The 23,753-nt window shown below is 71.5% G+C and carries 22 protein-coding genes and 1 pseudogene; 12 read left to right on the top strand and 11 right to left on the bottom strand.

Annotation, left to right across the window (positions count from 1 at the left end):
- Positions 1–85: 85 nt before the first annotated feature.
- On the top strand, positions 86–1,702 hold the full coding sequence (locus LZ495_RS26310) for an amidohydrolase (RefSeq protein ID WP_235055376.1): 1,617 nt from the start codon (positions 86–88) through the stop codon (positions 1,700–1,702).
- 132 nt (positions 1,703–1,834) lie between these two features.
- On the opposite strand, the gene LZ495_RS26305 is transcribed toward LZ495_RS26310, so the two are convergent.
- The gene (locus LZ495_RS26305; protein WP_235055375.1) at positions 1,835–2,653 is read right to left on the bottom strand and encodes a TetR family transcriptional regulator; all 819 of its coding nucleotides are present in this window, start codon (positions 2,651–2,653) and stop codon (positions 1,835–1,837) included.
- Between the two features lie 340 nt (positions 2,654–2,993).
- Here LZ495_RS26305 and LZ495_RS26300 point away from each other — a divergent pair, with 340 nt between their 5' ends.
- The gene (locus tag LZ495_RS26300; RefSeq protein ID WP_235055374.1) at positions 2,994–4,214 is read left to right on the top strand and encodes an acyl-CoA dehydrogenase family protein; all 1,221 of its coding nucleotides are present in this window, start codon (positions 2,994–2,996) and stop codon (positions 4,212–4,214) included.
- Positions 4,215–4,479: 265 nt separating this feature from the next.
- On the opposite strand, the gene LZ495_RS26295 is transcribed toward LZ495_RS26300, so the two are convergent.
- The 5 genes from LZ495_RS26295 to LZ495_RS26275 form a co-directional block, all read right to left on the bottom strand.
- The gene (locus LZ495_RS26295) at positions 4,480–5,109 is read right to left on the bottom strand and encodes a histidine phosphatase family protein (RefSeq protein WP_235055506.1); all 630 of its coding nucleotides are present in this window, start codon (positions 5,107–5,109) and stop codon (positions 4,480–4,482) included.
- A gap of 231 nt (positions 5,110–5,340) precedes the next feature.
- On the bottom strand, positions 5,341–6,216 hold the full coding sequence (locus LZ495_RS26290; RefSeq protein WP_235055373.1) for an MBL fold metallo-hydrolase: 876 nt from the start codon (positions 6,214–6,216) through the stop codon (positions 5,341–5,343).
- Positions 6,217–6,787: 571 nt separating this feature from the next.
- Positions 6,788–7,477: a tyrosine-type recombinase/integrase gene (locus LZ495_RS26285; RefSeq protein ID WP_372498651.1), complete on the bottom strand. Its 690-nt coding sequence runs from the start codon at positions 7,475–7,477 to the stop codon at positions 6,788–6,790.
- Positions 7,474–7,851 carry a hypothetical protein gene (locus LZ495_RS26280; protein WP_235055372.1) on the bottom strand — a complete coding sequence of 126 codons (378 nt, stop codon included), beginning with the start codon at positions 7,849–7,851 and terminating at the stop codon, positions 7,474–7,476. The genes LZ495_RS26285 and LZ495_RS26280 overlap by 4 nt, the downstream gene beginning before the upstream one ends.
- 466 nt (positions 7,852–8,317) lie before the next feature.
- A complete protein-coding gene (locus LZ495_RS26275; protein ID WP_235055371.1) occupies positions 8,318–9,172 on the bottom strand; it encodes a thioesterase family protein in 855 nt (284 codons plus the stop codon).
- Positions 9,173–9,391: 219 nt separating this feature from the next.
- On the opposite strand from LZ495_RS26275, the gene LZ495_RS26270 reads away from it, so the two are divergent.
- The 3 genes from LZ495_RS26270 to LZ495_RS26260 all read left to right on the top strand — a co-directional run bounded on the left by LZ495_RS26270 (position 9,392) and on the right by LZ495_RS26260 (position 12,856).
- Positions 9,392–9,613: a cation:proton antiporter regulatory subunit gene (locus LZ495_RS26270; protein WP_235055370.1), complete on the top strand. Its 222-nt coding sequence runs from the start codon at positions 9,392–9,394 to the stop codon at positions 9,611–9,613.
- Positions 9,614–10,155: 542 nt separating this feature from the next.
- Complete coding sequence (locus LZ495_RS26265) at positions 10,156–11,361, top strand: cation:proton antiporter (protein WP_235055369.1); 1,206 nt, start codon at positions 10,156–10,158, stop codon at positions 11,359–11,361.
- Positions 11,362–11,470: 109 nt separating this feature from the next.
- The gene (locus LZ495_RS26260; protein ID WP_235055368.1) at positions 11,471–12,856 is read left to right on the top strand and encodes a TerD family protein; all 1,386 of its coding nucleotides are present in this window, start codon (positions 11,471–11,473) and stop codon (positions 12,854–12,856) included.
- Positions 12,857–12,877: 21 nt separating this feature from the next.
- Here the strand turns inward: LZ495_RS26260 and LZ495_RS26255 are convergent, their stop codons facing one another.
- Positions 12,878–13,342: a pyridoxamine 5'-phosphate oxidase family protein gene (locus tag LZ495_RS26255; RefSeq protein ID WP_235055505.1), complete on the bottom strand. Its 465-nt coding sequence runs from the start codon at positions 13,340–13,342 to the stop codon at positions 12,878–12,880.
- A gap of 188 nt (positions 13,343–13,530) precedes the next feature.
- Entirely contained in the window at positions 13,531–14,445 is a 915-nt protein-coding gene (locus LZ495_RS26250; protein WP_235055367.1) for a helix-turn-helix domain-containing protein, read from the bottom strand.
- Between the two features lie 102 nt (positions 14,446–14,547).
- Here LZ495_RS26250 and LZ495_RS26245 point away from each other — a divergent pair, with 102 nt between their 5' ends.
- The gene (locus LZ495_RS26245; RefSeq protein ID WP_235055366.1) at positions 14,548–15,168 is read left to right on the top strand and encodes a TetR/AcrR family transcriptional regulator; all 621 of its coding nucleotides are present in this window, start codon (positions 14,548–14,550) and stop codon (positions 15,166–15,168) included.
- 127 nt (positions 15,169–15,295) lie between these two features.
- On the top strand, positions 15,296–16,045 hold the full coding sequence (locus LZ495_RS26240; RefSeq protein WP_235055365.1) for a PaaI family thioesterase: 750 nt from the start codon (positions 15,296–15,298) through the stop codon (positions 16,043–16,045).
- A gap of 146 nt (positions 16,046–16,191) precedes the next feature.
- Here the strand turns inward: LZ495_RS26240 and LZ495_RS26235 are convergent, their stop codons facing one another.
- Both LZ495_RS26235 and LZ495_RS26230 read right to left on the bottom strand, forming a co-directional pair.
- Positions 16,192–17,187 (bottom strand): TauD/TfdA dioxygenase family protein, encoded by a 996-nt coding sequence (locus LZ495_RS26235; protein ID WP_235055364.1) that lies wholly within the window; start codon positions 17,185–17,187, stop codon positions 16,192–16,194.
- A gap of 180 nt (positions 17,188–17,367) precedes the next feature.
- Positions 17,368–18,489 (bottom strand): LLM class flavin-dependent oxidoreductase, encoded by a 1,122-nt coding sequence (locus LZ495_RS26230; RefSeq protein WP_235055363.1) that lies wholly within the window; start codon positions 18,487–18,489, stop codon positions 17,368–17,370.
- Between the two features lie 480 nt (positions 18,490–18,969).
- On the opposite strand from LZ495_RS26230, the gene LZ495_RS26225 reads away from it, so the two are divergent.
- Positions 18,970–19,152, top strand: a complete 183-nt coding sequence (locus tag LZ495_RS26225) for a hypothetical protein (protein WP_235055362.1) — start codon at positions 18,970–18,972, stop codon at positions 19,150–19,152.
- Positions 19,153–19,190: 38 nt separating this feature from the next.
- A complete protein-coding gene (locus LZ495_RS26220; protein WP_235055361.1) occupies positions 19,191–19,829 on the top strand; it encodes an MBL fold metallo-hydrolase in 639 nt (212 codons plus the stop codon).
- A 626-nt stretch (positions 19,830–20,455) separates the two neighbouring features.
- Here LZ495_RS26220 and LZ495_RS26215 read toward each other — a convergent pair.
- On the bottom strand, positions 20,456–20,716 hold the full coding sequence (locus LZ495_RS26215; protein ID WP_235055520.1) for a hypothetical protein: 261 nt from the start codon (positions 20,714–20,716) through the stop codon (positions 20,456–20,458).
- A 54-nt stretch (positions 20,717–20,770) separates the two neighbouring features.
- On the opposite strand from LZ495_RS26215, the pseudogene LZ495_RS26210 reads away from it, so the two are divergent.
- The 3 genes and pseudogenes from LZ495_RS26210 to LZ495_RS26200 form a co-directional block, all read left to right on the top strand.
- Positions 20,771–21,376, top strand: a pseudogene (locus LZ495_RS26210) (IS256 family transposase); the annotation flags it as partial.
- Positions 21,377–21,513: 137 nt separating this feature from the next.
- Positions 21,514–22,200: a Rho GTPase-activating protein gene (locus LZ495_RS26205; RefSeq protein ID WP_235055360.1), complete on the top strand. Its 687-nt coding sequence runs from the start codon at positions 21,514–21,516 to the stop codon at positions 22,198–22,200.
- 278 nt (positions 22,201–22,478) lie between these two features.
- Entirely contained in the window at positions 22,479–22,862 is a 384-nt protein-coding gene (locus LZ495_RS26200; protein ID WP_235055359.1) for a hypothetical protein, read from the top strand.
- Positions 22,863–23,753: the final 891 nt, after the last annotated feature.

The raw sequence follows: 23,753 nt of genomic DNA, 5'->3' as shown, positions 1-23,753 counted from the left end.
GCGGCCTGCCCCACGGCTCCCTGCCGCCGGGCGCGGCAGGGAGCCGTGGCCGGAGTCCCGCGCCGGACGCGGCAGACTGGGGCCCATGACCGTGATCCTGCTGCGCAACGGCAACGTCTACAGCCCCGCCGATCCGTTCGCGACCGCGATGGTCGTCGAGGACGGCACCATCGCGTGGATCGGCGCCGAGGGCGCCGCCGAGGCGCACACGTCCTCCGCCGACGAGATCGTGGACCTGGCCGGCGCGCTGGTGGTCCCGGCGTTCGTCGACGCGCACGTGCACGCCACCGCCACCGGCCTCGCGCTGTCCGGCCTGGACCTTTCCGGCCTGCGCGCCGGCGGCCCCGGCGACGGACTGGACCGGATCGCGGCGCACGCCCGCACGCTGCCCGCCGACGCGGTCGTCCTCGGCCAGGGCTGGGACGAACCGGCGTTCGCGTCCGGCGTCCCGGACATCGCAGCGCTGGACCGTGCGGTCGGCGACCGCCCCGCGTACCTGTCGCGCATCGACGTGCACTCCGCGCTGGCGTCCTCGGCGCTGCGCGCCGCCGTCCCCGGCCTGGCAGGCCTGGACGGGTACGACCCGGCGGGCCCGCTGACCGGCGCCGCGCACCACGCCGTCCGTGCCGCCGCGCACGCCGCGCTCACCTCCGGGCAGCGCGTCGCGGCCCAGCGCGCGGCCCGTGCCGAGGCCGCCCGGCTGGGCATCGGCACGCTCGTGGAGTGCGCCGGACCGGAGATCGCCGGCGAGGAGGACCCGGCGCTGCTGCTCAAGCTGGCCGCCGAGGAGGCCGGCCCCGAGGTCGTGGCGTACTGGGGCGAGGCCGTGGAGACCGCCGCGCAGGCCCGCGAGCTGATGGCCCGGCACGGCGCGCACGGCCTCGGCGGCGACCTGTTCGCGGACGGTTCGCTCGGCTCGCACACCGCCTGCCTGCACGCCCCCTACACCGACCGCCCCGGCACGCACGGTCTGGCGCACCTGGGCCCGGACGCGATCGCCGCGCACCTGGCGGCGTGCACCGAGGCAGGTGTGCAGGCCGGGTTCCACGCGATCGGCGACGCCGCAGTCGACGCGGTCGTCGCCGGTGCGCGCGCCGCCGCGGACCGCTTCGGCGCGGGACCGGTACGGGCGCTGCGGCACCGCGTCGAGCACGCCGAACTGGTGGGCGACGCGGCGGTGGCAGCGTTTGCCGACCTCGGCCTGGTGGCGTCCGTGCAGCCCGGCTTCGATGCGGCGTGGGGCGGCCCGGACGGCATGTACGCACGCCGCCTGGGCGCCGAACGGGCGGCCCGCATGAACCCGTTCGCCACCCTCAACCGCGCCGGGGTGCCGCTCGCGTTCGGCTCGGACGCGCCGGTGACGCCGCTGGACCCGTGGGGCACGGTCCGCGCGGCCGCGTTCCACCGCACCGCGGAGCAGCGCATCTCGGTGCGCGCCGCGTTCAACGCGCACACCCGCGGCGGCCACCGGTCGCTGGGGCGCGACGACGAGGGAGTGCTGGTGCCGGGCGCGCCGGCGACGTACGCGGTGTGGCGGACCGGCGAGCTGACCGTCCAGGCCCCCGACCAGCGCCTGTCCGCGTGGTCGACGGACCCGAGCTCGGGAACTCCGGGGCTGCCGGACCTGTCGCCGGACGCCGAACTGCCGGTGTGCGAGCGCACGGTCGTGCGGGGCGTCGAGATCTACCGCGCGGGGCGGTAGCCGAGGATTCGAGGGCTCGGCCGCCCGGGGGCGGCCGGTGACGTACGCGCTGACTCGGGCCCTGGTGCCTGTCGGCGGTGACACGTGTCCGTCCCTGGCGCGGCCCGCGCGGCCCGCGCCGCATCGGGCAGGTCAGCCCTGCGCGTCCCCGCCCGTACCGTCCGCCGCGTCCGTTCCCTCGGGACGGGGGCCGCGGCCCGGGCGGGCTGCCTCGGCTGCCTCGACGGCGTCTGCGGCGGCGGCCAGCGCGGTCGGCAGCGCGCCCCACAGGAGTTCGGTGAGGTAGACGGTCAGCTCGGCGCGCTCGCACGGGTGCTCGTCGAGCCACCAGTCGCCGCAGGCCTGCACCATGCCGACGATGCCGTGCGCCCACGCCCGGGCCAGGACGCCGGTGGCGCCCAGCGGGTCGAAGGAGCGGGCCAGTTCCTCGCCGACGCGGCGCTGGTAGGCCGTCACATGGCCGTGCACGTCCGCGGATTCGGCGCCGGCGCGGTGCAGCAGGAACCGGTACACCTGCGGGTTGGCCTCGATGTGCGCCAGGTAGGTGTCGATGGTGGCCTGCACGCGGCCGCGCGGGGTGCGGGCGCCGCCGGGGCCGGGGTCGACGGCGGCGCGGATGGCGAGCGCCAGTTCCTCGGTGTGGCGTTCGGCGAGCGCCCGGTAGAGGCCGTCCTTGTCGCCGAAGTGCCGGTAGAGGATGGGCTTGGTGATGCCGGCCTCGGCGGCGATGGTGTTCATCGACGCGTCGGGGCCGTCGCGCATCACCACGCGGTCCGCGGCGTCCAGGAGTTCCAGGCGGCGCAGCGCGGAGCGGCCGCTGTGCGCGGTGCCCTGCGCGCTGCCTTGCGGGGCCCCGGTGCCGGAGCCCGCTGCTGCGCCCGCGCCGGGTGTTGCGGGGGAGTCCGCGGCCGGTCCGGTCGTCCCGGCGGCAGCGGCTTCGTTGTGCGTCATGCGACCCTTCGCCGAACCTTTGCTTCTGTTCCGTCTGCTGTTCCGACTGCCCGTGCGTGCGCTGCTGCCTGCCGTGTGCCGGCTGCGGCGCGGCCGGGCGGGCCGCCGGTGCGGTCCACTACCGACAGTAGGTGGAAGCGCCCTGGACCTTGACAGATGTTACCAGGAGTAACACACTGCGGGTTACCAACCGGTAACACGTAGATGGTCCCCGCACCACCCCGTGCCACCGCACCGCACACCCCGCACCTCCCGCACACCCGCACGGCACCACCCGCCAGGAAGCCCGCCGACCCCGGCACGGCATCACACCACCAACCACCGCAGGGAGCCAGACCCGATGAGCGCATTCTCCCTCCAACTCACCGACGACCAGCGCACCGTCCGCGACTGGGTCCACACCTTCGCGGCCGACGTCCTCCGCCCGGCCGCCGCAGAATGGGACGAACGCGAAGAAACCCCCTGGCCCATCCTCCAGGAAGCCGCCAAGATCGGCCTCTACTCCCTCGACTTCTTCTCCACCCAGGCCTTCGACCCCACCGGCCTCGGCATACCCCTCACCATGGAAGAACTCTTCTGGGGCGACGCCGGCCTCGGACTCGCCATCACCGGCACCACCCTCGCCGCCGCCGGCGTCGTCGCCAACGGCACCCCCGAGCAGGTCGGCCTCTGGGCGCCCCGGATGTTCGGCACCCCCGACGACGTCAAGGTCGCCGCGTTCTGCTCCAGCGAACCCGACGCCGGATCCGACGTCTCCGCCATGCGCACCCGCGCCACGTACGACGACATCACCGGCGAATGGGTCCTCAACGGCGTCAAGACCTGGGCCACCAACGGCGGCATCGCGCACATCCACGTGGTCGTCGCCACCGTCGACCCCACCCTCGGCGCCCGCGGCCAGGCCAGTTTCGTCGTCCCGCCGAACACCCCCGGCCTCACCCAGGGCCAGAAGTTCAAGAAGCACGGCATCCGCGCCTCGCACACCGCCGAGGTCATCCTCGACAACGTCCGCATCCCCGGCGACTGCCTCCTCGGCGGCAAGGACAAGCTCGACGAACGCATCGCCCGCGCCCGCGAAGGCGGCCGCACCGGCGGCCGCGCCAACGCCGCGATGGCCACCTTCGAATCGTCCCGCCCGGCGGTCGGCGCCCAGGCCGTCGGCATCGCCCGCGCCGCGTACGAGTACGCCCTCGACTACGCCAAGACCCGCGAGCAGTTCGGCCGCCCCATCATCGACAACCAGGGCGTCGCCTTCACCCTCGCCGACATGCGCACCCGCATCGACGCCGCCCGCCTGCTCGTCTGGCGCGCCTCCTGGATGGCCACCACCGGCCAGCCGTTCGAGGCCGCGGAGGGCTCCATGTCCAAGCTGTACGCCGGCGAGACCGCCAAATGGGTCACCACCAACGCCATGCAGATCCTCGGCGGCAACGGCTTCACCCGCGAGTACCCCGTCGAGCGCATGCACCGCGACAGCGCCATCTACACGATCTTCGAAGGCACGAGCGAAATCCAGCGCCTGGTGATCGCCCGGACCATCAGCGGCATCCCCATCCGCTGAACCCGGGCAACGTTGAACCCGACGGGCATCCGGTGATGCCTGGCTTCCGTTGAACCGGGTCCGTTGAACCGGGTCGGGTGAACTCGGGCGCCCGGTGAAGTCGGGCGCCCGATGAGGGGGCGTCTGGCCGCATGCGAAGGCCCGCGCGGCTTGTGCCGTGCGGCCCTTCGCATGCGGCCGTTGCGTGTGGCCCCGCGGCGATCCGGCGTGACTACCACGACGACGCCGACACCACCCCACAAGCGATGAGTTCGGCACCTTTGCGTCAGGCGCCGAACTGGCTCCGAGACGAAGCCTCGGCCTTCGACGGCAGCAGGTCCCTCGCGGGCTCGCTGTAGCCCACCGACACGACGCGGTCGCCCTCGTAGGTGAACGTCGTCAGTGACGCCAGCGAGCACTGCCGCTTGCGCGGATCATGCAGCAGGCGGCGCCCTTCGACGTACGAACGCACAACCCACACCACCACCTGGTGGCTGACCAGCACCGCCTCATGCCCGCGCGCCTTGTCCCGCGCTGCATCGAGGGCCGAGGACATGCGCACGACCTGGTCGATGTACGGCTCACCCCACGACGGCCGGAAAGGATTCCGCAGGTACTTCCAATACCGCGGGTTCCGCAGCGCGCCCGCGCCCACGCCGAAGGTCTTCCCTTCGAAGCTGTTCTTCGCCTCCGTCAGGCGGGGATCGGCCACGACGTCGAGGCGGTGGCGGGCGGCAACCGGTGCGGCCGTCTCCTGCGCCCGCTCCAGCGGCGAGGCGGCGACGTACACGATGTCCCGGTCGGCGAGGCGATCCGCAACCTGCTCGGCCATCTTCACGCCGAGGTCGGACAGGTGGTAGCCGGGCAGCCGGCCGTACAGCACGCCCTCCGGGTTGAACACCTCGCCATGGCGCATCAGGTGGATGACAGTGATGTCGCTGTCCTTCGCGGGCACCTCTACGCCTCCCGGCTGCCGTGGGTACTCCGCAACCTACGCGCAGCACGGACGACACGCGGCACGGTATCCACGAAACGAGCCGATGCTGCACCCAACGCCGACGGGGCTACCGAACACGGTGGCCACTGCCGTCGACGGGGCGCGCCGCCATGACCTACCAAGGCGACCACAGCTGCTTCCGCTGCGCGCTCAGAGAGTGTGGAACGGCTCCGTCAGGTGCGGTGTCGCCAAGTGCCGGATGCTGCCCGGGCCGCCCGGGGTTCCCGTGCCGCGGTCCAGCAGGCGCTGCCTCGAGCTGCGGGCCGCCTCGGGGTCCTCCTCGTGCGCGTACGCCAGCTCGGGGTGCAGCAACTGGAGCGCGTGCACCAGGAGATCGCCGGTGACGACCAGCGACTCGCGGCCGGCCTCGACCAGCACGCTCTGGTGCCCCGGCGTGTGCCCGGGCGTGGCGACGACGCGACCTGCGCGCAGCGGCGTGTCCCCGTCCAGGAGGCGCAGCCGGCCGGCGGCCTGGAGCGGGTCGGTCAAGGTCCCGCGAAGCTGCGGGTTGAGCGCGTCCAGCGCCTCGAACTCGGCGCGCTGCAGCAGGTACTCGGCGTTCGGGAAGTACGGGCGGCGGCGCCCGGCGGCACTCGCGGCTCCCGCGGCGCTCTCTGCCGGCGGAACAGCGGCGTCGGTCACCACGGCCCACCCGACGTGGTCGGTGTGCAGGTGCGTGAGCACCACCGTGTCGACCTCGGCCGGGTCGATGCCCGCGGCGGCGAGGGACGCAGGCAGCACGCCAGGCACCGGCGCCCATGAGGCGGCCGGGCTGTCCGCCGGGCCGATCCCGGCGTCCACCACGGTCACACCCTGGTCGCTGCGGATCGCGTACGCGCGGAACTGCAGCCACCAGCGGCCGCCGGCGTCGACCGACCCGGGATCGAACCGGTCGGCCGCGGCCCACTGCGCCGCCGTCGCGTCGGGGAACGCCTCGGCGCGCGGGGCGAAGAACGGCCCCTCGGCGTCGGCGAGGGCGATGATCTCGGTCGGGCCGACCCGGAGGCGGGGAGCACTGAGCGACATGATCGCGATCCTGCCACGCCGCGGAAGAGCCGGTGGCGGTCCGGCTCTTCCGCGGCGGTTGGCGAGGGGCGTTCCGGCCGGCCGCGATCGGCTCGCGATCGGCTCGCGGCCGGCCGTGGCCGGTCTCCGGTCGGTGTGTGGTCGGTGTGTGGTGGGTCTGCGGTCAGCCCGCGGCCGGCGGGCGGTCCGTACGGAATCCCGCAGGGTCCGGCGGCAGCGGATCCGGGAACGGGTTTGGCAGCGGCTCGGGCCCCGGCTCCGGGGACGGCACCGGAAACGGATCAGGCGGCCACGGGCCCGGTCCAGGCGGACCCGGCGGACTCGGCGGTTGCGTCACCACGACCTCCACACACACGCACGGCACAGGACGACATCCCCCGACGACGCCGATACCCGCGCGCAGGGCCCCGACTCACCATGCGTAACCCGGTCGCCGCAATACGGAGCAACCGCGTGGCTGCACGTCTGGCGGTCCGCCTGCGTACCGGGGCCGCGCTGGGTACGGCGGGTTCGTGCGTACGACGGGCCTGTCCGACGGGCCTGTGCGTACGACCGGTGCCCGGACTACGGGTCACCGCGCGAGCGGTGAACGCCCCAGCGCCTCAGCGGCCGCCACCGCCGACGGGTCCAGGTAGACGGACGTGGTCGACACGTCCCCGTGGCCCAGGATGTCGTCGACCGTGCCCACGTCCGCGCCTGCTTGGCGGAGCAGGACCGTCGCGGCCGTGTGCCGCAGACCGTGCGGCGTCACCGCCTGCCGCAACCGGGCCGGCATCAGCCGCACATGGCGCTGCACCATCCGCTGCACGTTCCGCGGCGCCATCCGCCGCCCGCGTACCGTCACCACCAGCGCCCGTGCCGCGTCCGCCCGCGCCTCCGCCGGATCCGACGCGGGAGGTGCCGGCCGCTCACCCTCCCGGTACGCCGCCAGCGCCGCCAACAACGACTCCGACAACGGCACATGCCGGGACCGGCCGCCCTTGCCCCGCCGTATGTGCAGCATCCAGCCGCCGTCCTCCAGACGGCGTACGTCGTCCGCATTTGCCGCGCAGATCTCCGACACCCGCGGGCCCGTCTCCGTCAGGAGCCGCAGGATCACCTCGTCGCGCAGCGCCAAGCGCTGATCCGCGCGTACGACCCCCGACACCGCTCCCGGCAGCGCCCCCGGGGACTCGCGCAGCGCGACGGCCTCCTCGACGGACAGGCCGAGCCGGGCGCCCTTCGCGCGCGACGGCACGCGTACGCCCGCCACGAACTTCATGGGATCCGCGCGTACGTAGCCCCCTGGATGGCCCACCGGAAGAGCCCGCGTACCGAGGCCAGCCAGCGCGCGCGTGCATGCAGGCCCCGACCGGGCACGTCCTCGCCGTCCGCTCCCAGCTTGCGGCGCCGCGAGTACCGGGCGTCGGGGGCGTTGGCGATCCGGACCACGGCCAGCTCGACGTCCGACGCCTCCACGTCGTCGAGGACGACGGCCGCACCGACCAGGCGTGCGAATTCCTCCACATCGCGGACGTACGCAGCCGCGCTCGACGCGGCCAGCGCACCCATCGCCACACGCAGCGCCAGCACATCCGCGTACTCGCGCACCGCCGCGCCGACCTCGACCCGGCGCAACTCCCTCGGCGCCGCCACACCCGCGTCCCTCACCCTCGGCCGCGACCCGCACCCGGCAACCGGCGGACGGGCCGACCGAGAAAGCCAACCATGGCGTACTGACAAGGGGTGGGAGGACGCTGCTGCGCGGCGGGGCCGGGGGGATGGCAACGGGAAGTGGAGATCGGGGTCTGGTGGAGGTAAAGAGGGCGGGCCCCCTGCGGGCCAAACGAATGGGGAAGGGGCGAAGTTCCAGGGGAGGGAAGGAGGTTGGGAACGAGTGGAGGTTGGAGAAGGGGCCAGGGTTGGGAACGAGCGGAGGTTGGAGAAGGAGCAGGGTTGGGAACGAGCGGAGGTTGGAGAAGGAGCGGGGTTGGAGAAGGAGCGGGTTGAGGGAGAACGCGGGTTGTGCGAGGGGGCGGGAGTCGGGGGCGGACGCGGGTTGTGGGAGGGGCGGGGCATCCGACCGCACCGCGCCGCGCAACACCGCGTGGCGTTCCCCGCACTACGGTGCCGAAGCTCCCGGGACGGGTGCCACGAACAGCGACTGCGCCACCGAACCGAACAGCCCCGCCTCGTCGAACAACTGCGTACGCGCCACACCGACGCCCGCGTCCCCCAACTCCGTCGCCGACGACAAGCACAGCCACTCCGACACCGGCACCCGCATCAAGTGCACCGACAGATCCAGGTTCGGCCACACGAACTGCCGCGAATCCAGCTCCGCACCGATCCCCGAACCGGTGTCCGCCACCAGCACGACCCGCTCCAGCGCCCCCAGCACCTCGCCCTCCACCAGCGGACGCCCGCACCGCACCCACGCCGTCGCCGGACCCGGATACCGGAACGACCCCGACACGAACCGCCAGTCCAGCGCCCGCCCGTACCCGAACCGCCGCGCCAACGGCCCCTGCGGCTCCGCCGGCACCGGACCCGGCACCTCCGACGGCACCATCGCCGCCTCCGGCAGCCCCGGCACCTTCGCCGCCCGCACCCGCCACAACTGCGCGGACAGGCACACCCGCCCGTCCACACTCAGCTCGCCCGCGACCAGCTGCACGCTGCGCCCGTCCCGCACCACCCGCACGGCCACCCGCACCTCGCCGACCGGCACCGGGCCCAGGAACTCCACCGTCAGCCGCGCCGGCACCAGCTCCGGACGCGGCGCCAACCGCTCCAACCGCCCCGCCAGCAACGCCGACGGCGGACCCCCGTGCTGCTGCTCCAGACTCCACGGCCCCTGCGTCAGCTCCGACGCGGCATACCGCTCCGCCCCCAGCGGAACAAAAAACGGCTCCTCGGCATTGACCGCAACCGCACCGGCCGCATCCGCCGGCCCCGAACCGACCACGTCGCCCATCCCCGACCCCCGCCGACTACCCGTCCGGCCAACCGACCGGAACCCACCGACCCCGTCCACCGCGCATCCCATCACACCTGCGGCACACCCGGCCTGTGGATCACCACCGAACGCACCACCCGCCACTAATGTGACGAGAAGGCCACCATCCGGCAGCCCACCCGCAGGACCACCCGCGGCACCGCCCGCCGCACCGCGCACCCGACCAGGAGACCCGCCATGGCCAGCCAAGTCCCCATCACCTCGACCCCCCTCCCGGGCATCGGCACCCAGTACACCCTCAAGACCCAAGGCGGCCGCGCCCTCAGCATCGTCGCCGCCCGCGACGGACGCCGCAGCCTCGCCATCTTCGAGATCGACGACCCCGACGCCTGCGGCCCCGGCGTACGCCTGACCCCCGCCGAAGCCGCCGCGCTCGCCGAACTCCTCACCGAGGACTGAGCCCCGCAAGCCTGCGCTCCGGCCCGCTCCGCCCCAGTCGGGCCATTCCGTGCGCCCGAGCCCGGTACGCCCGAGCCCGACCGGCCTACGGCGCTGCGTCGGCGTACCGGCCGCAACCGGTCCGCACCCAGCCGAACCGCCGCCGCAGCCATAGCCATCGCGATCGCCGCGGCTACGTAGCGGTTTGCGGCGCGCCCGCCACGGCTCCCACCACGCCCGCAGGCCCGAAGCCCTCACCCGATGACCACCCCACAGCCCCTGCGGCCCCGCCGCGGCCGGACACCGCCCGACCGCACCGCGCCGGCCACACCGCGCCGGCCACACCACGTCCGACTGGCCGGACACGAGCCGCCGGACACGAGCCGGCCACCTGCACCCACCCGACCCACCCGACCCAGACGGCACGACGCCGCACCAGGCCGCACCCACAACGCGCACGCAGCATCCGCCCCCGCCCCACCCCGAAGCTGCGCCCCGCCCCCGTACCGCCTACACCGCCCGCACACCCCCCCGCCCCCGAACCGGAGCCCGGCACCCCCGCCATGCACCCCGCCACGCTGTTCATCCAACTCGGCGCCGTCATCCTCGGCCTCAGCATCCTCGGCCGCCTCGCCGCCCGCTTCGGAATGTCCCCGATCCCGCTCTACCTCCTCGGCGGGCTCGCCTTCGGACACGGCGGCATGCTCTCCCTCTCCGAAAGCGACGACTTCATCTCCGTCGGCGCCGAAATCGGCGTCATCCTCCTGCTGCTCCTCCTCGGCCTCGAGTACAACGCCGGGGAACTCGTCACCAACCTCCGCGCCGGAGCCCCCGCCGGCGGCGTCGACTTCCTCCTCAACGCCACCCCCGGATTCCTCGCCGGCCTCATCCTCGGCTTCGAACCCGTCGCCTGCATGGCCCTCGCCGGCGTCACCTGGATCTCCTCGTCCGGCGTCATCGCCAAAGTCCTCGGCGACCTCGGCCGCCTCGGCAACCGCGAAACCCCCGTCGTGCTCAGCGTCCTCGTCCTCGAAGACCTGGCCATGGCCCTCTACCTGCCGATCCTCACCGCGCTCCTGGCCGGCGTCGGACTCCTCGGCGGCAGCATCACCGTCGCGATCGCCCTCGGCACCATCGCCGTCGTCCTGGTGATCGCCCTGCGCCACGGCCAGCTCGTCTCCAAGGCCCTGTCCAGCGACGACAACGAGTTCCTGCTCCTGGGCGTCCTCGGCCTCACCGTCCTGGTCGCCGGACTCGCCGACCGCCTCCAGGTGTCCGCCGCGGTCGGGGCCTTCCTCGTCGGCATCGCCATCTCCGACGAAGTCGCCGAACACGCCCACGACGTCCTGTCCCCGCTCCGCGACCTGTTCGCCGCCGTCTTCTTCGTCTTCTTCGGGCTGTCCACCGACCCCGCGGACCTGCCGCCGGTCCTGCTCCCGGCCTTCCTCCTCGCGGTGGTCACCGCCCTCACCAAGATCGCCACCGGCTACTGGGCCGCCCGCCGCGCCGGCATCGCCAAACCCGGCCGCTACCGCGCCGGCGGCGCACTCGTCGCCCGCGGCGAGTTCTCCATCGTCATCGCCGGCCTCGCCGTCTCCGCCGGCACCGACTCCCGCCTCGGCCCCCTGGCCACCGCGTACGTCCTGATCCTCGTCGTCGCCGGGCCCCTCACCGCCCGCTTCGCCGAACCCGTCATGCGCAAGATGTTCGGGCCCGCCCCGGTCAAACGCCCCGTCCCGGCACCGGACGACCTCGACCTCCTGCCGTAGGACGGGGACGCCCCGGCGCCCGACCAGGCCCCGTACCGCACCCGGATCGCCCCCGGACTGCACCCGAACCGCCCGGTACGCTGCCGCAAACGATCTCGGGGAGAACCTCATGCCGATGCTCCAAGGCGCCAACATCCCGGTACCCGCCGACCGGGTACGCGTCGAACTCGGCTGGCTCCGGGCCCCCGGCACCCCCGACGCCGACGCCTCGGCACTCCTGCTCACCGCCGCCGGAAAAGTCCGCTCCGACGACGACTTCGTCTTCTACAACCAGCCCGCCCACCCCGGCGGCGCCGTCCGCCACGAAGGCAAGCACCAGGACGCCGACGGAAAGGTCGTCGACACCCTCACCGCCGACCTCGCCGCACTCCCCGCGGACACCGCCACCGTGGTCCTCGCCGCCTCCGCCGACGGCGGGACCTTCGGACAGGCACGCGACCTCCACATCCGCGTCCTGGACGCCGCCGACGGCACCGAGATCGCCCGCTTCGACAGCACCGGCGCCACCACCGAGACCGCCTTCGTCCTCGGCGAGCTCTACCGCCGCGGCGGCGGCTGGAAGTTCCGCGCCGTCGGCCAGGGCTACGCCACCGGGCTGGCCGGACTCGCCACCGACTTCGGCATCACCGTCGAGGAACCCGCAGCACCCGTACCGGCACCCGCACCGAGCCCATTCCCCACGGCGACCCCGACCCCGACCGCGGCATCGACCCCGACGCCGACGGCGGCCCGGTCACCGTTCGCCACCGCGCCCTGGCCGGCGACCTCGCCCTTCGGCCGCGCACCGCAGCAGGACCGGCGCCCGGCGTCCGCTCCGGCCTCGCAGGCGAAGACCACCCTCACCCAGGACGCCCCCACCGCATCCCTCACCCGCCACGGCAGCGCCACCGGCCCGCTGCGCGTCGAACTCGTCTGGAGCGCCCGGCGAACCGACGCCCCGCCCGCCGACGCCCGCGGCTGGCTGCGCCGCGCCCGGCAGGCCGTCTCCACCCGCAGCGCCGAGTTGGACCTCCAATGCCTCTGGGAGCTCCGCGACGGCACCAAGGGCATCGTCCACCCGGCAGGCCGCCTCTACGGCGCGCTCGACGCGCCCCCGTACGTCCGCCTCGGACGCGACGACCGCAGCGGTGGACGCGGCGTGGGGGAGAGCCTCACCATCGGCCTCGACCACGCCGCCGAGATCAAACGGCTCCTGCTCTTCGTGTCCATCCACCAGGGCGCGGACAGCTTCGCCGGCCTCGACACCGTCGCCACGCTGTACCCGCAGAGCGGACCGGCGATCGAGATGCAGCTCGACGCCTGCACCGTCCCGGCTCGCGGCGCCGCACTCCTGCTCATCGAGAACACCGGCAGCGAACTCGTCGTCCGCCGCGAAGCCCGGTACATCGTCACTCCCGCCACCCCGGCCGCCCCGGACGGGACGCCGGGCGTGCCGGACGCCATCGCCCTGCAGTACGGCTGGGGTCTCGCCCCGATCACGCTCGCCCAGGGCTGACCGCGGCCGGTTCGTGCGCGGTCAGCCGGCCAGCCACTTCCCGTCGCGCATCAGGTCGCGCCCCGCGATCTCGTTCGCCTCGCGCCACGCCTGCACCCGCACCGGCCGGATCCGGAAGTACAGGTACGGCGTCGCCAGCGGGCGCGGGTCGAACTCCGCCTTGGCGGCGAACGCGTCGCCGAACTCGGCATCGACCGAATCGGCCGGCTCCGCGGCCTCGACGACACCCTCGACCATCACCACGTCACGCGTCGGCCCCACCCCGATACGGGCCCGGCCCACGGCCTGGAGGTTCCGCGCAGTACGGCTCGCAGCCGGCGTCGCGAACACGATGGCCTCGCCGTCCCACAGGAACGACAGCGGCACCAGATACGGCATCCCGGACTCCGGGTCCGCACTGGCCAGCCACAAGTCGACGTCACCTGCCAGGCGGTCCAGAGTGTCGCGCAAACGCTGTTCGGCGGTACGGGGCGGCGCAGCCACGATCGGCTCCTCACGGGTGGCGCCGGGAACCCCCGGCACACGCGGTGCGTGGGAGCCGAAGGCGCGGCCATCGGTGTCCGGTCCGGACGCTACCAAAGGCGACCGGGCAAGGCTTGGGCACTCGGGTCGAGCCCTCAGGTCGGGCACTCGGCTCGGGCACTCAGGTCGAGCCTTCAGGTCAGGCATTCGGCTCAGGCACTCAGCGCCGGCAGCATCAAGCTGGTGACCTGCTGGTCCACCCGGTCCAACCGCTGCGACCCGGCCGGCTCGCCGTCCCGGTGCGCCACGAACTGGCTCGGCGTCAGACCCGTCATCGCCTTGAACTCCCGGCTGAAATGCGCCTGGTCGGAGAACCCGCTGCCCATCGCCACCTGGCTCGGCCGCGTGCCGGCCGCCAGCAGCGACAGCGCCCGCTGCAACCGGAACACCCGCGCCGCCTTCTTCGGCGCCAGGCCGATCGTCTGCCGGAAGCGGTTCTCCAGATGCCGGCTGCTCCACCCCGCCGTGTCGCGCAGCAACCGGATCCGGTCCGTACCGCTGCTCCGCTGCAGCGCCCGCCAGCTCTCCATCACCTGGGCATCCGGATCCCGGCCGTCCGCGCACCGCCGCAGCAGGAAGTCGTCCAGCACGTCGAACCGCGCGGCCCAGTCCGGCGCGGCCGCCAGCCGGTCCGCCACCCGCGCATCCCGCCCGCGCACCAAGTCGGTGATCGAGACATGCGCTTCGGCGATGTCGCTCATCGGGATGCCCAGCAGCCGGTACGCCATCCCCGGCGACAGCAGCACCTCCACCGCCTCCATGCGCCCGCTGTGCTCCGCGAACACCGCCTGCGTCTGCAGCCCGGTCACCAAGATCTCGCCCGCCCCGCACTGCAGCGTCGCCGACGGGCCGCGGCTCATCCGGATCGGCGCGTCGAACAGCACCACCATCGACACCATCTGGATCGGCATCTCCAGCCGGCGCAGCGTGTGCCCGACCCCGAACCGGTACCCCCGGTAGCCGCGCACACCGCCGCGCAGCCGCTGGTCCGGCCGCCCGTCCACCACTTCCCAGCTGCCGGCCGGGCACCGCGACTCGCGCATGCCGGCCCTGACGGTCGTACCCATCCGCCCTCCCAAGTGTCGCGGCGCACGCCCCGGCTGCCCGGATGCGTCGAGAGAATACCGTTCTTCCTGAGGTGGTGCGGAGGCGGTACTAGGCTCCTCCGCATGGACACCCTGGACGCCCCGCCGCTGGCCGTGGACACGATGACCGACGCACAGCTCGCGCGACGTCGGCGCATCACCGAGGCGGTGATCGACCTCGTCGCCGACGTCGGCCCCGAGGCCTTCCAGATGAAGGACGTCACGGCCCGCTCCGGCGTCGCCCTCAAGACGCTGTACCGGTACTTCGCCTCCAAGGACCACCTGATGGCCGCCGCGGTCGCCGACTGGCACGACCGGCTGGTCCGCCAGGTCGCCGCGGACGCCGCCCGCCGGCCCGGCGCCGCGGCCCCCGAGGAGGACCGCCCCGACGTACGCGTCCTGCGGTTCTCGCTGCGCGGCCTGCGGGCCTTCCAGCGGCACCCGAACTTCGCGCGCCTGGTGGTCTCGCTGGTCGCCTCGCCGGACCCGTACGCCAGCGAGACCATCGCCGAGATGGACGCGGCCTCCGCGCGGGCGATGCGGGCGATCATGCACGACGTCCCCGCCCCGCTCGCCGACACCGTGCAGGTCGCGGTCCAGTCGGTGCTGATCGCCGGGCTCACCGCGTGGGTCACGGGACGCACGACGTGGCCCGAGCTGGTCCGGGACCTGGAGGCGGTCATCGTGCGGCTGCTGCGCGACTGACCCGCGACGGCGGGAACGACAGGAACGCGGGGCGCGAAAGGCGGAGAGCAACCGGAAGACTCCTTGACCAACAGTAGAACTTCATTCTACTTTCTGGGGCGTCGGCATCCAGCCCCGAGGAGTCCCCATGGCCACCCCCGCGACCGCACCGGCGACTGCACCGGCGACCGCTCCCGCCACCCCCACCACCTTCCGACCCGGCCACGCCGAAGACCTCCAGATCTTCTGGACCCGCACCGAACCCGTCGACGCCGGACAAGCCGCGCGCTTCCGCATCGCCGCCGAACTCCGCGCCCTCGCCACCCTCGTCCTGCGCGCCGCACCCCAGGACACCCACGTCCCCGCCCTCGACACCGCCGCCGAGCAGCTCCGCACCCTGCACGCCGAACTCGCCGCCGCCGTCCCGCAAGCCGACTCCGCCCAGCGCGGCGCCGACGACTTCGGCCCCGCCGTCCGCTGCCCCACCATCGGCCTCGCCAACACCCTCGCCCCGCCCATGCGCGTCGCCGGCGGCAGCGACACCGTCCGCGGCCGCGTCGTCTTCGGCGAACTCCACGAAGGCCCCCTCGGCCGCGCCCACGGCGGCATCGTCAGCGCCATGTTCGACGAGATCATGGGCATGGCCCCCACCACCGTCGGACGCTTCGGCTTCACCCGCGAACTCCGCCTCACCTACCGCCGCGCCACACCCCTCCACGTCCCCGTCCACTACGAAGCCCGCGTCGCCGAGGAACTCCCCGACGGCCGCAGCCTCCGCGTCACCGCCAGCTCCCACACCGAGGACGGCACCACCCTCGTCGAGGCCGAAGCCGTCTTCCACTGCGTCGACGCCCTCCGCCTCGCCCCCGAGGACGCCGCCGCCCGCCCGGCCGGCTGACCGGCCCGACTGACCGGCTGACCGGCTGACCGGCCACCTGACCGCTCACCGGCCGCAGCCGCTCCGGCACCCCGGGCGGCACCCCGCCCAAGAACGCGGGTGCCGCCCGCCCCGAAAGGACGGACGGCACCCGCGACCCCGCACCGCTAGCGGCCGGCACCGCCCGCAGCGGCACCCGCACCCGCCGGCTCCGCCGCATCCGCATCGAACTCCCGCCCCGCCGGCACGTTGTACGGCCCGTACGGTCGGTCGCCCAGAATCGACACCCGCTCCACCACCCGCCGGTTCGGGTAGTAGTCGTTCACCCCGTAGTGCTGCACCGCCCGGTTGTCCCAGAACACCACCGAGTCCACCTCCCACCGGAACCGCATCTGGAACTCCGGCACCCGCGTCTGCGCGAACAGCACCGACAGCAAGTCCTCCGCCTCGTCCTGCTCCAGCCCCGGGATGCTCTCGATGAACACCTCGTTCAGGTACAGCGACCGGCGCCCGGTCACCGGGTGCACCCGCACCAGCGGATGCACCACCGGCGGGAACTCCGCCTTCCGCTTCTCGTACGCCTCCTTGCTCATCGCATGCCGCGCTGCCCACGCGAAGTCGTGCACCGCGGCCAGCTCGTCCACCCGGGCCCGCACCTTCGCCGGCAGCCCGTCGTACGCCGCCGCCATATCCGCGAACATCGTGTCCCCACCGGCCTCCGGAATCTCCACCGCACGCAGCACCGTCCCCAGCGCCGGCTCCTCACGCCACGTCACGTCCGTGTGCCACACGTTCTCCCGACCGGGGGAGTCCGGGCCCTTCTCGAACCGCACGACCTCGGGCGTCTCGCCCTGCTTCAGGTACGGGTTCACCTCCAGCCCGCCCCAGTTCCGCGCGAAGTCGCGCTGCTGCTCCGAGGTGACCGGCTGGTCCCGGAAGAAGATCACCTTCCACTCCAGCAGCGCGTCGTCCAGCTGCTTGCGGACGTCCTCGGTCAGCGGCTCCCGCAGGTCCACCCCGCGGATCTCGGCACCGATCAGCGGCCCGTGCGGCACCAGCTCGAACGCCGTGTACTCGGGGGTCTTGATGTAGTCCGGCAGCCGGCGCAGCCGGCGCGGTCCGACGTCCAGCGAACGCCGGGAAGTACGCGTGAAGACGGTCATGGCAATGCCTTTCGGAGGATGGACGGTGGAAGGACGGAGACAAGACGGAGGAGAACAGCCGAGGGCTGCCGAGTACAGGCAGGACAGGCAGGACGGCGGAGAACCGGTGAAGGACGGGGAGAGCGGAAGACCGGAAGACCGGAAGACCAGGAGAGCGGAGAACCGTGCGCGGCGGGCGGGTCAGCGCGCAGCGTCGCGGAACCGCGTGGTGCGGTGCACCGGGTCGGTGTCGAACTTCGGGATGATGTGCTCACCGAAAAGGCGAATGGTCTCCAGCGTGTTCTCCGGCGTGTCGCATCCGATTCCCAGGACCAGCTGGTCGACGCCGGCCGCCTCGAATTCCTTGACGGTGCGCATCGCCGTATCCGGGTCGCCGCAGATCATCGCACCCGCATCCGACGCGAACTCCACCATTTCCGCGGTCAGATCGGGCATCAGTTCGGGCCAGAACGGAATGCCCTCCACGTGCGGAATGGTGTCGTGGTACCGGAACACATTGCTGGTGACATACATCGGGCGCGCCGCGACCGCATTGGACACCGCCTGCCGGTACGACTCCGACACGAATGCCGTCGTGCACACCATGACGTTGTCGTTCACGTAGTCGCCGATCGGCTCGGCGTTCACGATCGTGTCCTTGTAGAGCTTCACAGCCTGCTCGGCCAGCTCCGGCTCGCCGATCGAGAAGCCCAGCACGCCCAGGCCCATCCGGGCCGCCATCTCGAACGACGGCGGACTGCCGGCCGCGTACCACATGGCCGGATGCGACGGCTTGTACGGCTTGGGGAGGATCTTGCGCGGCGGCATCTGCCAGTACTTGCCGCGGTAGCCCTCGTACTCGTCCTGGAGCCACATCTTGGGGAACTCGCGGATGACGTCCTGCCAGATCTCCCGCGTCTCGTCGAGGTTCTCCACGCCGGGCAGGAACGGCAGGATCTCGTGCGAGCCGGCGCCGCGCCCGGTGCCGAACTCGAACCGGCCCTCCGCGAGGTGGTCCAGCATCGCGACCCGCTCCGCGACGCGGACCGGGTGGTTCACCTGGGGCAGCGGATTGAAGATGCCCGCACCGATGTGAATGCGCTCGGTGGCATGCGCGAGATAGCCGAGCACGACGTCGTTCGCTGACATGTGCGAGTACTCGTCGAGGAAATGGTGCTCGGTCGCCCACATGTACTTGAAGCCGGCCCGGTCCGCCGCGATGCACGCGTCGATTTCGGCCATGAGCGCCTGATGCTCGGCCGCCGGATTCCCTACCCGGCGGAACTCGGGAACGTAGCCAAGGATCATGACACCGAATTCCATGCGGACTCCCAGACAGATCGGGTACACACCTCATCCCGGATCTGACGCGTCATCAGATCCGCAGGGCAGAGCTTCGCCGGGCCCTCGCCGCGCCGTATTGCAGAAAAGCGAAGTCGCCGCCCGCCGCGAATCCGCAACCGCCCGACGGACCGGTTGCCGGACCAGGCGGTTTGTGGAGTTTCCCGCCGTTCGCACGAATACCCGCCGCCCGCCCGGAACCGGATTGCCCGGAATCTCCATCCGTCGCTTCACAGGGGCGCCCGGCACCGCCGCCGGAGCGTGATCCTCGTCATGCCGCGGCACACTTCTTCAATCAGGCGTATGAGTGAGAACGTGTCCCGGCGCGGACTCGCCACGGGCCGGAGCCGAGGGCTCCGCAGAGCCCTGCCGAGCCCTCGACGCACCCCCGGGGAACACCCCCTCGGCCCACCCCTCCGGGACCCCACCGGGCCCCATCGGACAGCGCACGGGAGCGACCACATGACGTCGGCATGGCGGATCGGCACGACCACGGTGCACAAGATCCTGGAGACCGAAGCGGACGTCCCCGTCATCGGCGCCCTGGACACCGACGACGAAGGCCTCCTCGACCGGCACCCCTGGCTGTTCCCGCACTTCGCCAAGCCCGGCGGCACCTTCGTCCTGTCCTTCACGGGCTGCTGATCGACACCGGCGAACGCCGCATCCTCGTCGACACCTGCATGGGCAACGACCGCGGCGACCGCCTCCCGTTCCCCGGCCTGCAGACCACCTGGCCCGACGACCTCGCCGCACTCGGCTACCCGCCGGCCGCCATCGACGCCGTCGTGTGCACCCACCTGCACTTCGACCACGTCGGCTGGCACACCCGCCTCGATGCCGGCCGCTGGGTCCCGACGTTCCCCGAGGCCCGGCACCTCGTCGTACGCGAAGAATGGGAGCACTGGAAGGCCGGCCCCGAGGAACCCTGGCTCGTCCCGCTCCACGACACCCTCGACCCGGTCGCCGAAGCCGGACTCCTGGACCTGGTGCCCGCCGACCACGTCGTCGCCCCCGGCGTACGCCTCGAGCCGACCCCCGGGCACACGCCCGGTCAGGTTGCTGTCGTTATCGAGTCTGTGGGGGAGTGGGCGGTGATTACCGGTGATGTGGTGCACCATCCGCTGCAGTTCACTGTCCCGGGCATGGCGAGTGCCGCGGATCACGATGCTGTGCTGGCTGCGGAGGCCAGGCGTGTGTTCGTGCGGCGTTACGCGGACACGGGAGTGCTGGTCATCGGCACGCATTTCCCGGGGCCGACGGCGGGGCACCTGGTCACCAGGGGAGGGGAGGTGCGCTTCGTGCCGCTGGAGGAGAGCTGAACCCCGGGCGCGCGAGGCGCAGATGCAGGATCGACGGGTCGGTTCGCAGCCTGGGCTCCTGCACGAACTCGCTTGCAGGAAAAGGCCGTTGGCCGCGCAACACCAAACCATGTCGTGTAATGCTGATTGCACGGCATGGTTCGGGGGAGTCGAAGCAACCCCCTGGCGGGGGAGTTGCTCCAGCCTGCCGCAGAAGCCCGCCGTGCGCGCGCCGGACGACCGGGCGGGCGGCTTGCGGAGGATTCGCCGTACGGGCGAAGCTCCGGGCCGGTGGCGGGGGACGGCCTCTTCACGATCGTTTCAGACAAATCCGGCCGGCCTGCGGGGGCTTCGCCAGGAAGCATCCTGACACCGGACGCGGACGCCGAAGACGTAGCGGAGGTTGTACGGAGGCGCGTGACGCGTACGGACCGATCCGAAATGAACGGCCGGCGTACGTACGGAAAGTCCGATACACCGACGTGCGCATCGGCGTGGGTGCACGTGCGCTCACTCGTACCGGGCGACGCCCAGGGCAATGTGGCGAACGCCCGGCGCCGACGCGCAACCGCGGCATACGCGTACGGGACGCGGCCCGCCTCGAGCCAGCGCGAACGGCAGCCTGCAGCAAGCGTTCTGAAGCCCCTTCAGCCCCTCCCAGCCCGCTCCCGCAGTTCGCCGATAATGCGCATTATGTCAAATAGCGGATCCCGAGTCGCCTGGAGTGCCAACTGGCGATCCCCCGCGACCGAGCTTTCGCGCACACCGGCGCGGATGTCGTCCACAGCCTGGCCGGAGGTCATGTGCGTGCGTGCTTCGCCGAGTGCGCTGTGTTCGGTGCAGAACCACAGCGCGCCGCGGGCACTGCCCACGCGTCCTGGCACGGAGCTGTAGTTGGTGAAGTACACCGGCCGGAAGCAGTCGCGCAAAGAGGCCCGTCGACGACGACGTCGCGCAGCTCCGAGGGCGCCAAGTACTGGCTGCGGGTGCTCACCGAGCTGAAGAACCGCGGCGTCGCGGACACCTGCATCGTGGTCTGCGACGGCCTGAAGGGCCTGCCCGACGCGATCAACACGGTCTGGCCGCAGGCCGTCGTCCAGACCTGCATCATCCACCTGCTCAGAAACTCGTTCCGCTACGCCGGCCGCCAGGACTGGGACAAGATCGCCCGCGACCTCAAGCCCGTCTACACCGCGCCGAGCGAAGACGCCGCGCTGGAGCGGTTCATGGAGTTCGGCGAGACGTGGGGGAAGAAGTACCCCGCGATCGTCCGGCTCTGGCAAGCGGCCTGGGCCGAGTTCGTCCCGTTCCTCGCCTTCGACGCCGAGATCCGCGCCATCATCTGCACCACCAACGCCATCGAATCGCTGAACGCCGGGCTCCGCCGCGCGGTCCGCGCCCGCGGCCACTTCCCCAGCGACGCCGCCGCCCTCAAATGCCTCTACCTGGCGCTCATAGCGCTCGACCCCACCGGCACCGCCAAAGCCCGCTGGGCCCGACGCTGGAAACCCGCCCTCAACGCCTTCGAAATCACTTTCGAAGGACGCCTCATACGCACCACCCACTAACCAGCAACATCAACTAACCGTTTACGCCAGGAACTTGACACTCCCGGAGCAAGGGCTGAAGGAAATGGGCAAAGACACGATCGACCCATTGGGCATGATGGACCGGTGTCTTTGGAGTGGACCTTGCGGAAATAGCAATGAAGCGATCTGAACCCATAAGACTGCACGCCTTCAAAAGTCGACGCAGAGTGCATGGGGCCGTGGTAAAAATCAGGATATCCATCGAAAGGTTTAGAATGGCCGGAGTTTCCGTTCGAGTGGCTTCTGGTGGGGTGACGTGGGAGTACGTCGATTTTTTGAAGCTAATCACTGATGCCATGGCTCCATTCCAAGTCGGCCGTGCCGAGTCCCAAGAGCTTGGGATTTGGGACTCATGGAGTATCGAAGGGGGAGTCGATGGCTCTGGGATCCCAGTAGCCGCCGGCGCGGCGAATGCATCGGATCTCCTTAATTCCGCAGAGTTCGCTTGGGAGCACGGCTCAAGGAGCCCCGGGATTGTCAGGAGATGTGCCGGAGGCAGGCGAAGCCTCCTTGACTTCGAGGCGGTCAGAGCAGAGGCTGCCGACTACGCTGGTGCAACCTGGGATCTCTGGCGCGACCTGCAGGGATCCATGGAGCCAGTACCTTCATGGTCCTCCTACGCTTCGAGCCGTGAAGGAGAAAACCGGCAGCAGGTTGTTGACGAATACAAATCTCAGGAACTGATAAAGAGCTTTGCGGCGCGAAGAATCCCTCGCGAAGCTCTGAAGATCTTCTCTGGGGCGTTTCTTAGGATTGGCGATCCCGTGGAAGACCTTGCCGTCAGTCGAGCCAATTTTATTTAAGGTCATCTCGATCTGGCTTGGCCTTGGACTGATGTGGTGACTGACGATGGCTGGTGGATTTCTCAAGAGGGATGGACGCTTCACGCAGTTTGCCCCAGGCAGCAAGTTGCACTCATCGCGCCCCTGCTGCTCCCTCGCCGCAAGCGATCCATAGGTACCAAGAAGAACTTTCAGGAGATGGATTTGTAGTCAATCTGAGTTGCCACGTATGACATGGTGCCCGGCGGCTCACGAAGGCCAGGCTGAGCGCCGTCGCGCGACTACCGGGTGACTCGTCCGTGATCGCCTTTGCCGACCACCCGCCGGGCCTGTGGAGACGTTCAGGCGACCCCTGTCAGATGTGTTTCGGCGTACCGATGTTCGTCCCCAGTGTCGTTCTCTCCGCGCTGGCGGCGCCTTCAACGGGCGTCGGTGGTGTCACGGATCTTGGGGAGCGTATGACCAGTATTTCCATGGCAGAGGAACTGTGGGGCCGACTCTCTGTCGAAACGCAGGACAAGGTAGACGGTCTCATTAGATCGGGCGAAAAGGTCAAAGCCATCAAGCTGATGCGCGATAGTGCGGACGATCCAGTCCCGGGGTTGCCTCTGTGTGTGGAACTACTGACTCTGCGGATGACGGAGCTCGGGTTGCTCGCCTCGCACGACGGTCCGCAGACGTAGCGGCCGGCTTTCGTTGCGGGTGCGGCATGGTTCCGAACTCGTTGCCACGGGTGATCCAAAGACTTGGCTGCCCGGGGCTCCGTGACGGTTTGACTGCCGACAGGGATGCGATGGCTGTGTGGCGGAGACGCGCCCATGCCGACTTTCTGGGCTGGTGTGCACCCTCCCTGGGGTGGTGCGGTTCATTCGGTGCCTCCGGGGCTAATCGGTACATTCCTTGGCGGTGTCCACCGCCGTGGCCCGTGCAGGGGGTTGCTGTCGTGGTGAAGCCGGGACAGTCGAGCAGCGAGCCGCGCAACGAGCCGGGCCGTTCGGGCGGGCTGGGGGAGCGGTGCGCGGCGCAACGGTCGGTGGATCCGGTCCCGGCGGTGTTGTTCTCCGATGTGGTCTTGGACTCCGGTTTCGGCGCGGACCCGGGTTCCGGTGCCTGCTCGGCCTCCGATTCCGCCTTCGGCACGTTCGCGGGCCGGTATGGAACCCGCCCCGGCCGCAGCCGCTGGTCTGGCTGCGCCGTCCCAGCCGTCCTCGTCGGTGCCGGCGGGGGATTCGCGGACCGGGTGCGTTCCGCCGTGGCTCCGACCGCTGTGCCGAGCGAGGACCCGGGCTGTGGGTTCCGCCGCCTTGGCCTTGGGGGCGGAGTCCGGACCGGTGGGGGGGCGACGCCGGCGAAGTCGCGGGTCCGGCAGGCTCGTTCCGTGTCGCCGTCCGCTGCCGTGTCTGGTGTTTCTGCCCCGGCCGCTCCGGCGCGGCAGAATGTCTCGGTGTGGGCTTGATCCACTTTGACGGACACCCTGGATGAGGGGCTTTGGCCTCTCTGGGGAGGATGTCCATCATGGAGAGCATGGGGAAGAAGAAGCCTCGGCCTCGCCGCTCGTTCACGCCGGAGTTCAA

It is taken from the genome of Yinghuangia soli, assembly GCF_021502675.1.
GTDB classification, from domain to species: Bacteria; Actinomycetota; Actinomycetes; order Streptomycetales; family Streptomycetaceae; genus Yinghuangia; species Yinghuangia soli.
Note: the sequence above shows the minus strand (reverse complement) of the source record. Positions and strands in the feature narration are given on the sequence as shown.

Excerpts from the sequence above, each read along its gene's own strand:
- LZ495_RS26205 (WP_235055360.1), top strand. The coding sequence starts at position 21,514 with ATGAAGCGATCTGAACCCATAAGACTGCACGCCTTCAAAAGTCGACGC.
- LZ495_RS26235 (WP_235055364.1), bottom strand. The coding sequence starts at position 17,187 with ATGACCGTCTTCACGCGTACTTCCCGGCGTTCGCTGGACGTCGGACCG.
- LZ495_RS26260 (WP_235055368.1), top strand. The coding sequence starts at position 11,471 with ATGCCGATGCTCCAAGGCGCCAACATCCCGGTACCCGCCGACCGGGTA.
- LZ495_RS26270 (WP_235055370.1), top strand. The coding sequence starts at position 9,392 with ATGGCCAGCCAAGTCCCCATCACCTCGACCCCCCTCCCGGGCATCGGC.
- LZ495_RS26225 (WP_235055362.1), top strand. The coding sequence starts at position 18,970 with ATGACGTCGGCATGGCGGATCGGCACGACCACGGTGCACAAGATCCTG.
- LZ495_RS26295 (WP_235055506.1), bottom strand. The coding sequence starts at position 5,109 with ATGCGCCATGGCGAGGTGTTCAACCCGGAGGGCGTGCTGTACGGCCGG.
- LZ495_RS26220 (WP_235055361.1), top strand. The coding sequence starts at position 19,191 with ATGGGCAACGACCGCGGCGACCGCCTCCCGTTCCCCGGCCTGCAGACC.
- LZ495_RS26240 (WP_235055365.1), top strand. The coding sequence starts at position 15,296 with ATGGCCACCCCCGCGACCGCACCGGCGACTGCACCGGCGACCGCTCCC.
- LZ495_RS26305 (WP_235055375.1), bottom strand. The coding sequence starts at position 2,653 with ATGACGCACAACGAAGCCGCTGCCGCCGGGACGACCGGACCGGCCGCG.
- LZ495_RS26310 (WP_235055376.1), top strand. The coding sequence starts at position 86 with ATGACCGTGATCCTGCTGCGCAACGGCAACGTCTACAGCCCCGCCGAT.
- LZ495_RS26245 (WP_235055366.1), top strand. The coding sequence starts at position 14,548 with ATGGACACCCTGGACGCCCCGCCGCTGGCCGTGGACACGATGACCGAC.
- LZ495_RS26290 (WP_235055373.1), bottom strand. The coding sequence starts at position 6,216 with ATGTCGCTCAGTGCTCCCCGCCTCCGGGTCGGCCCGACCGAGATCATC.
- LZ495_RS26285 (WP_372498651.1), bottom strand. The coding sequence starts at position 7,477 with ATGAAGTTCGTGGCGGGCGTACGCGTGCCGTCGCGCGCGAAGGGCGCC.
- LZ495_RS26265 (WP_235055369.1), top strand. The coding sequence starts at position 10,156 with ATGCACCCCGCCACGCTGTTCATCCAACTCGGCGCCGTCATCCTCGGC.
- LZ495_RS26275 (WP_235055371.1), bottom strand. The coding sequence starts at position 9,172 with ATGGGCGACGTGGTCGGTTCGGGGCCGGCGGATGCGGCCGGTGCGGTT.
- LZ495_RS26300 (WP_235055374.1), top strand. The coding sequence starts at position 2,994 with ATGAGCGCATTCTCCCTCCAACTCACCGACGACCAGCGCACCGTCCGC.
- LZ495_RS26230 (WP_235055363.1), bottom strand. The coding sequence starts at position 18,489 with ATGGAATTCGGTGTCATGATCCTTGGCTACGTTCCCGAGTTCCGCCGG.
- LZ495_RS26250 (WP_235055367.1), bottom strand. The coding sequence starts at position 14,445 with ATGGGTACGACCGTCAGGGCCGGCATGCGCGAGTCGCGGTGCCCGGCC.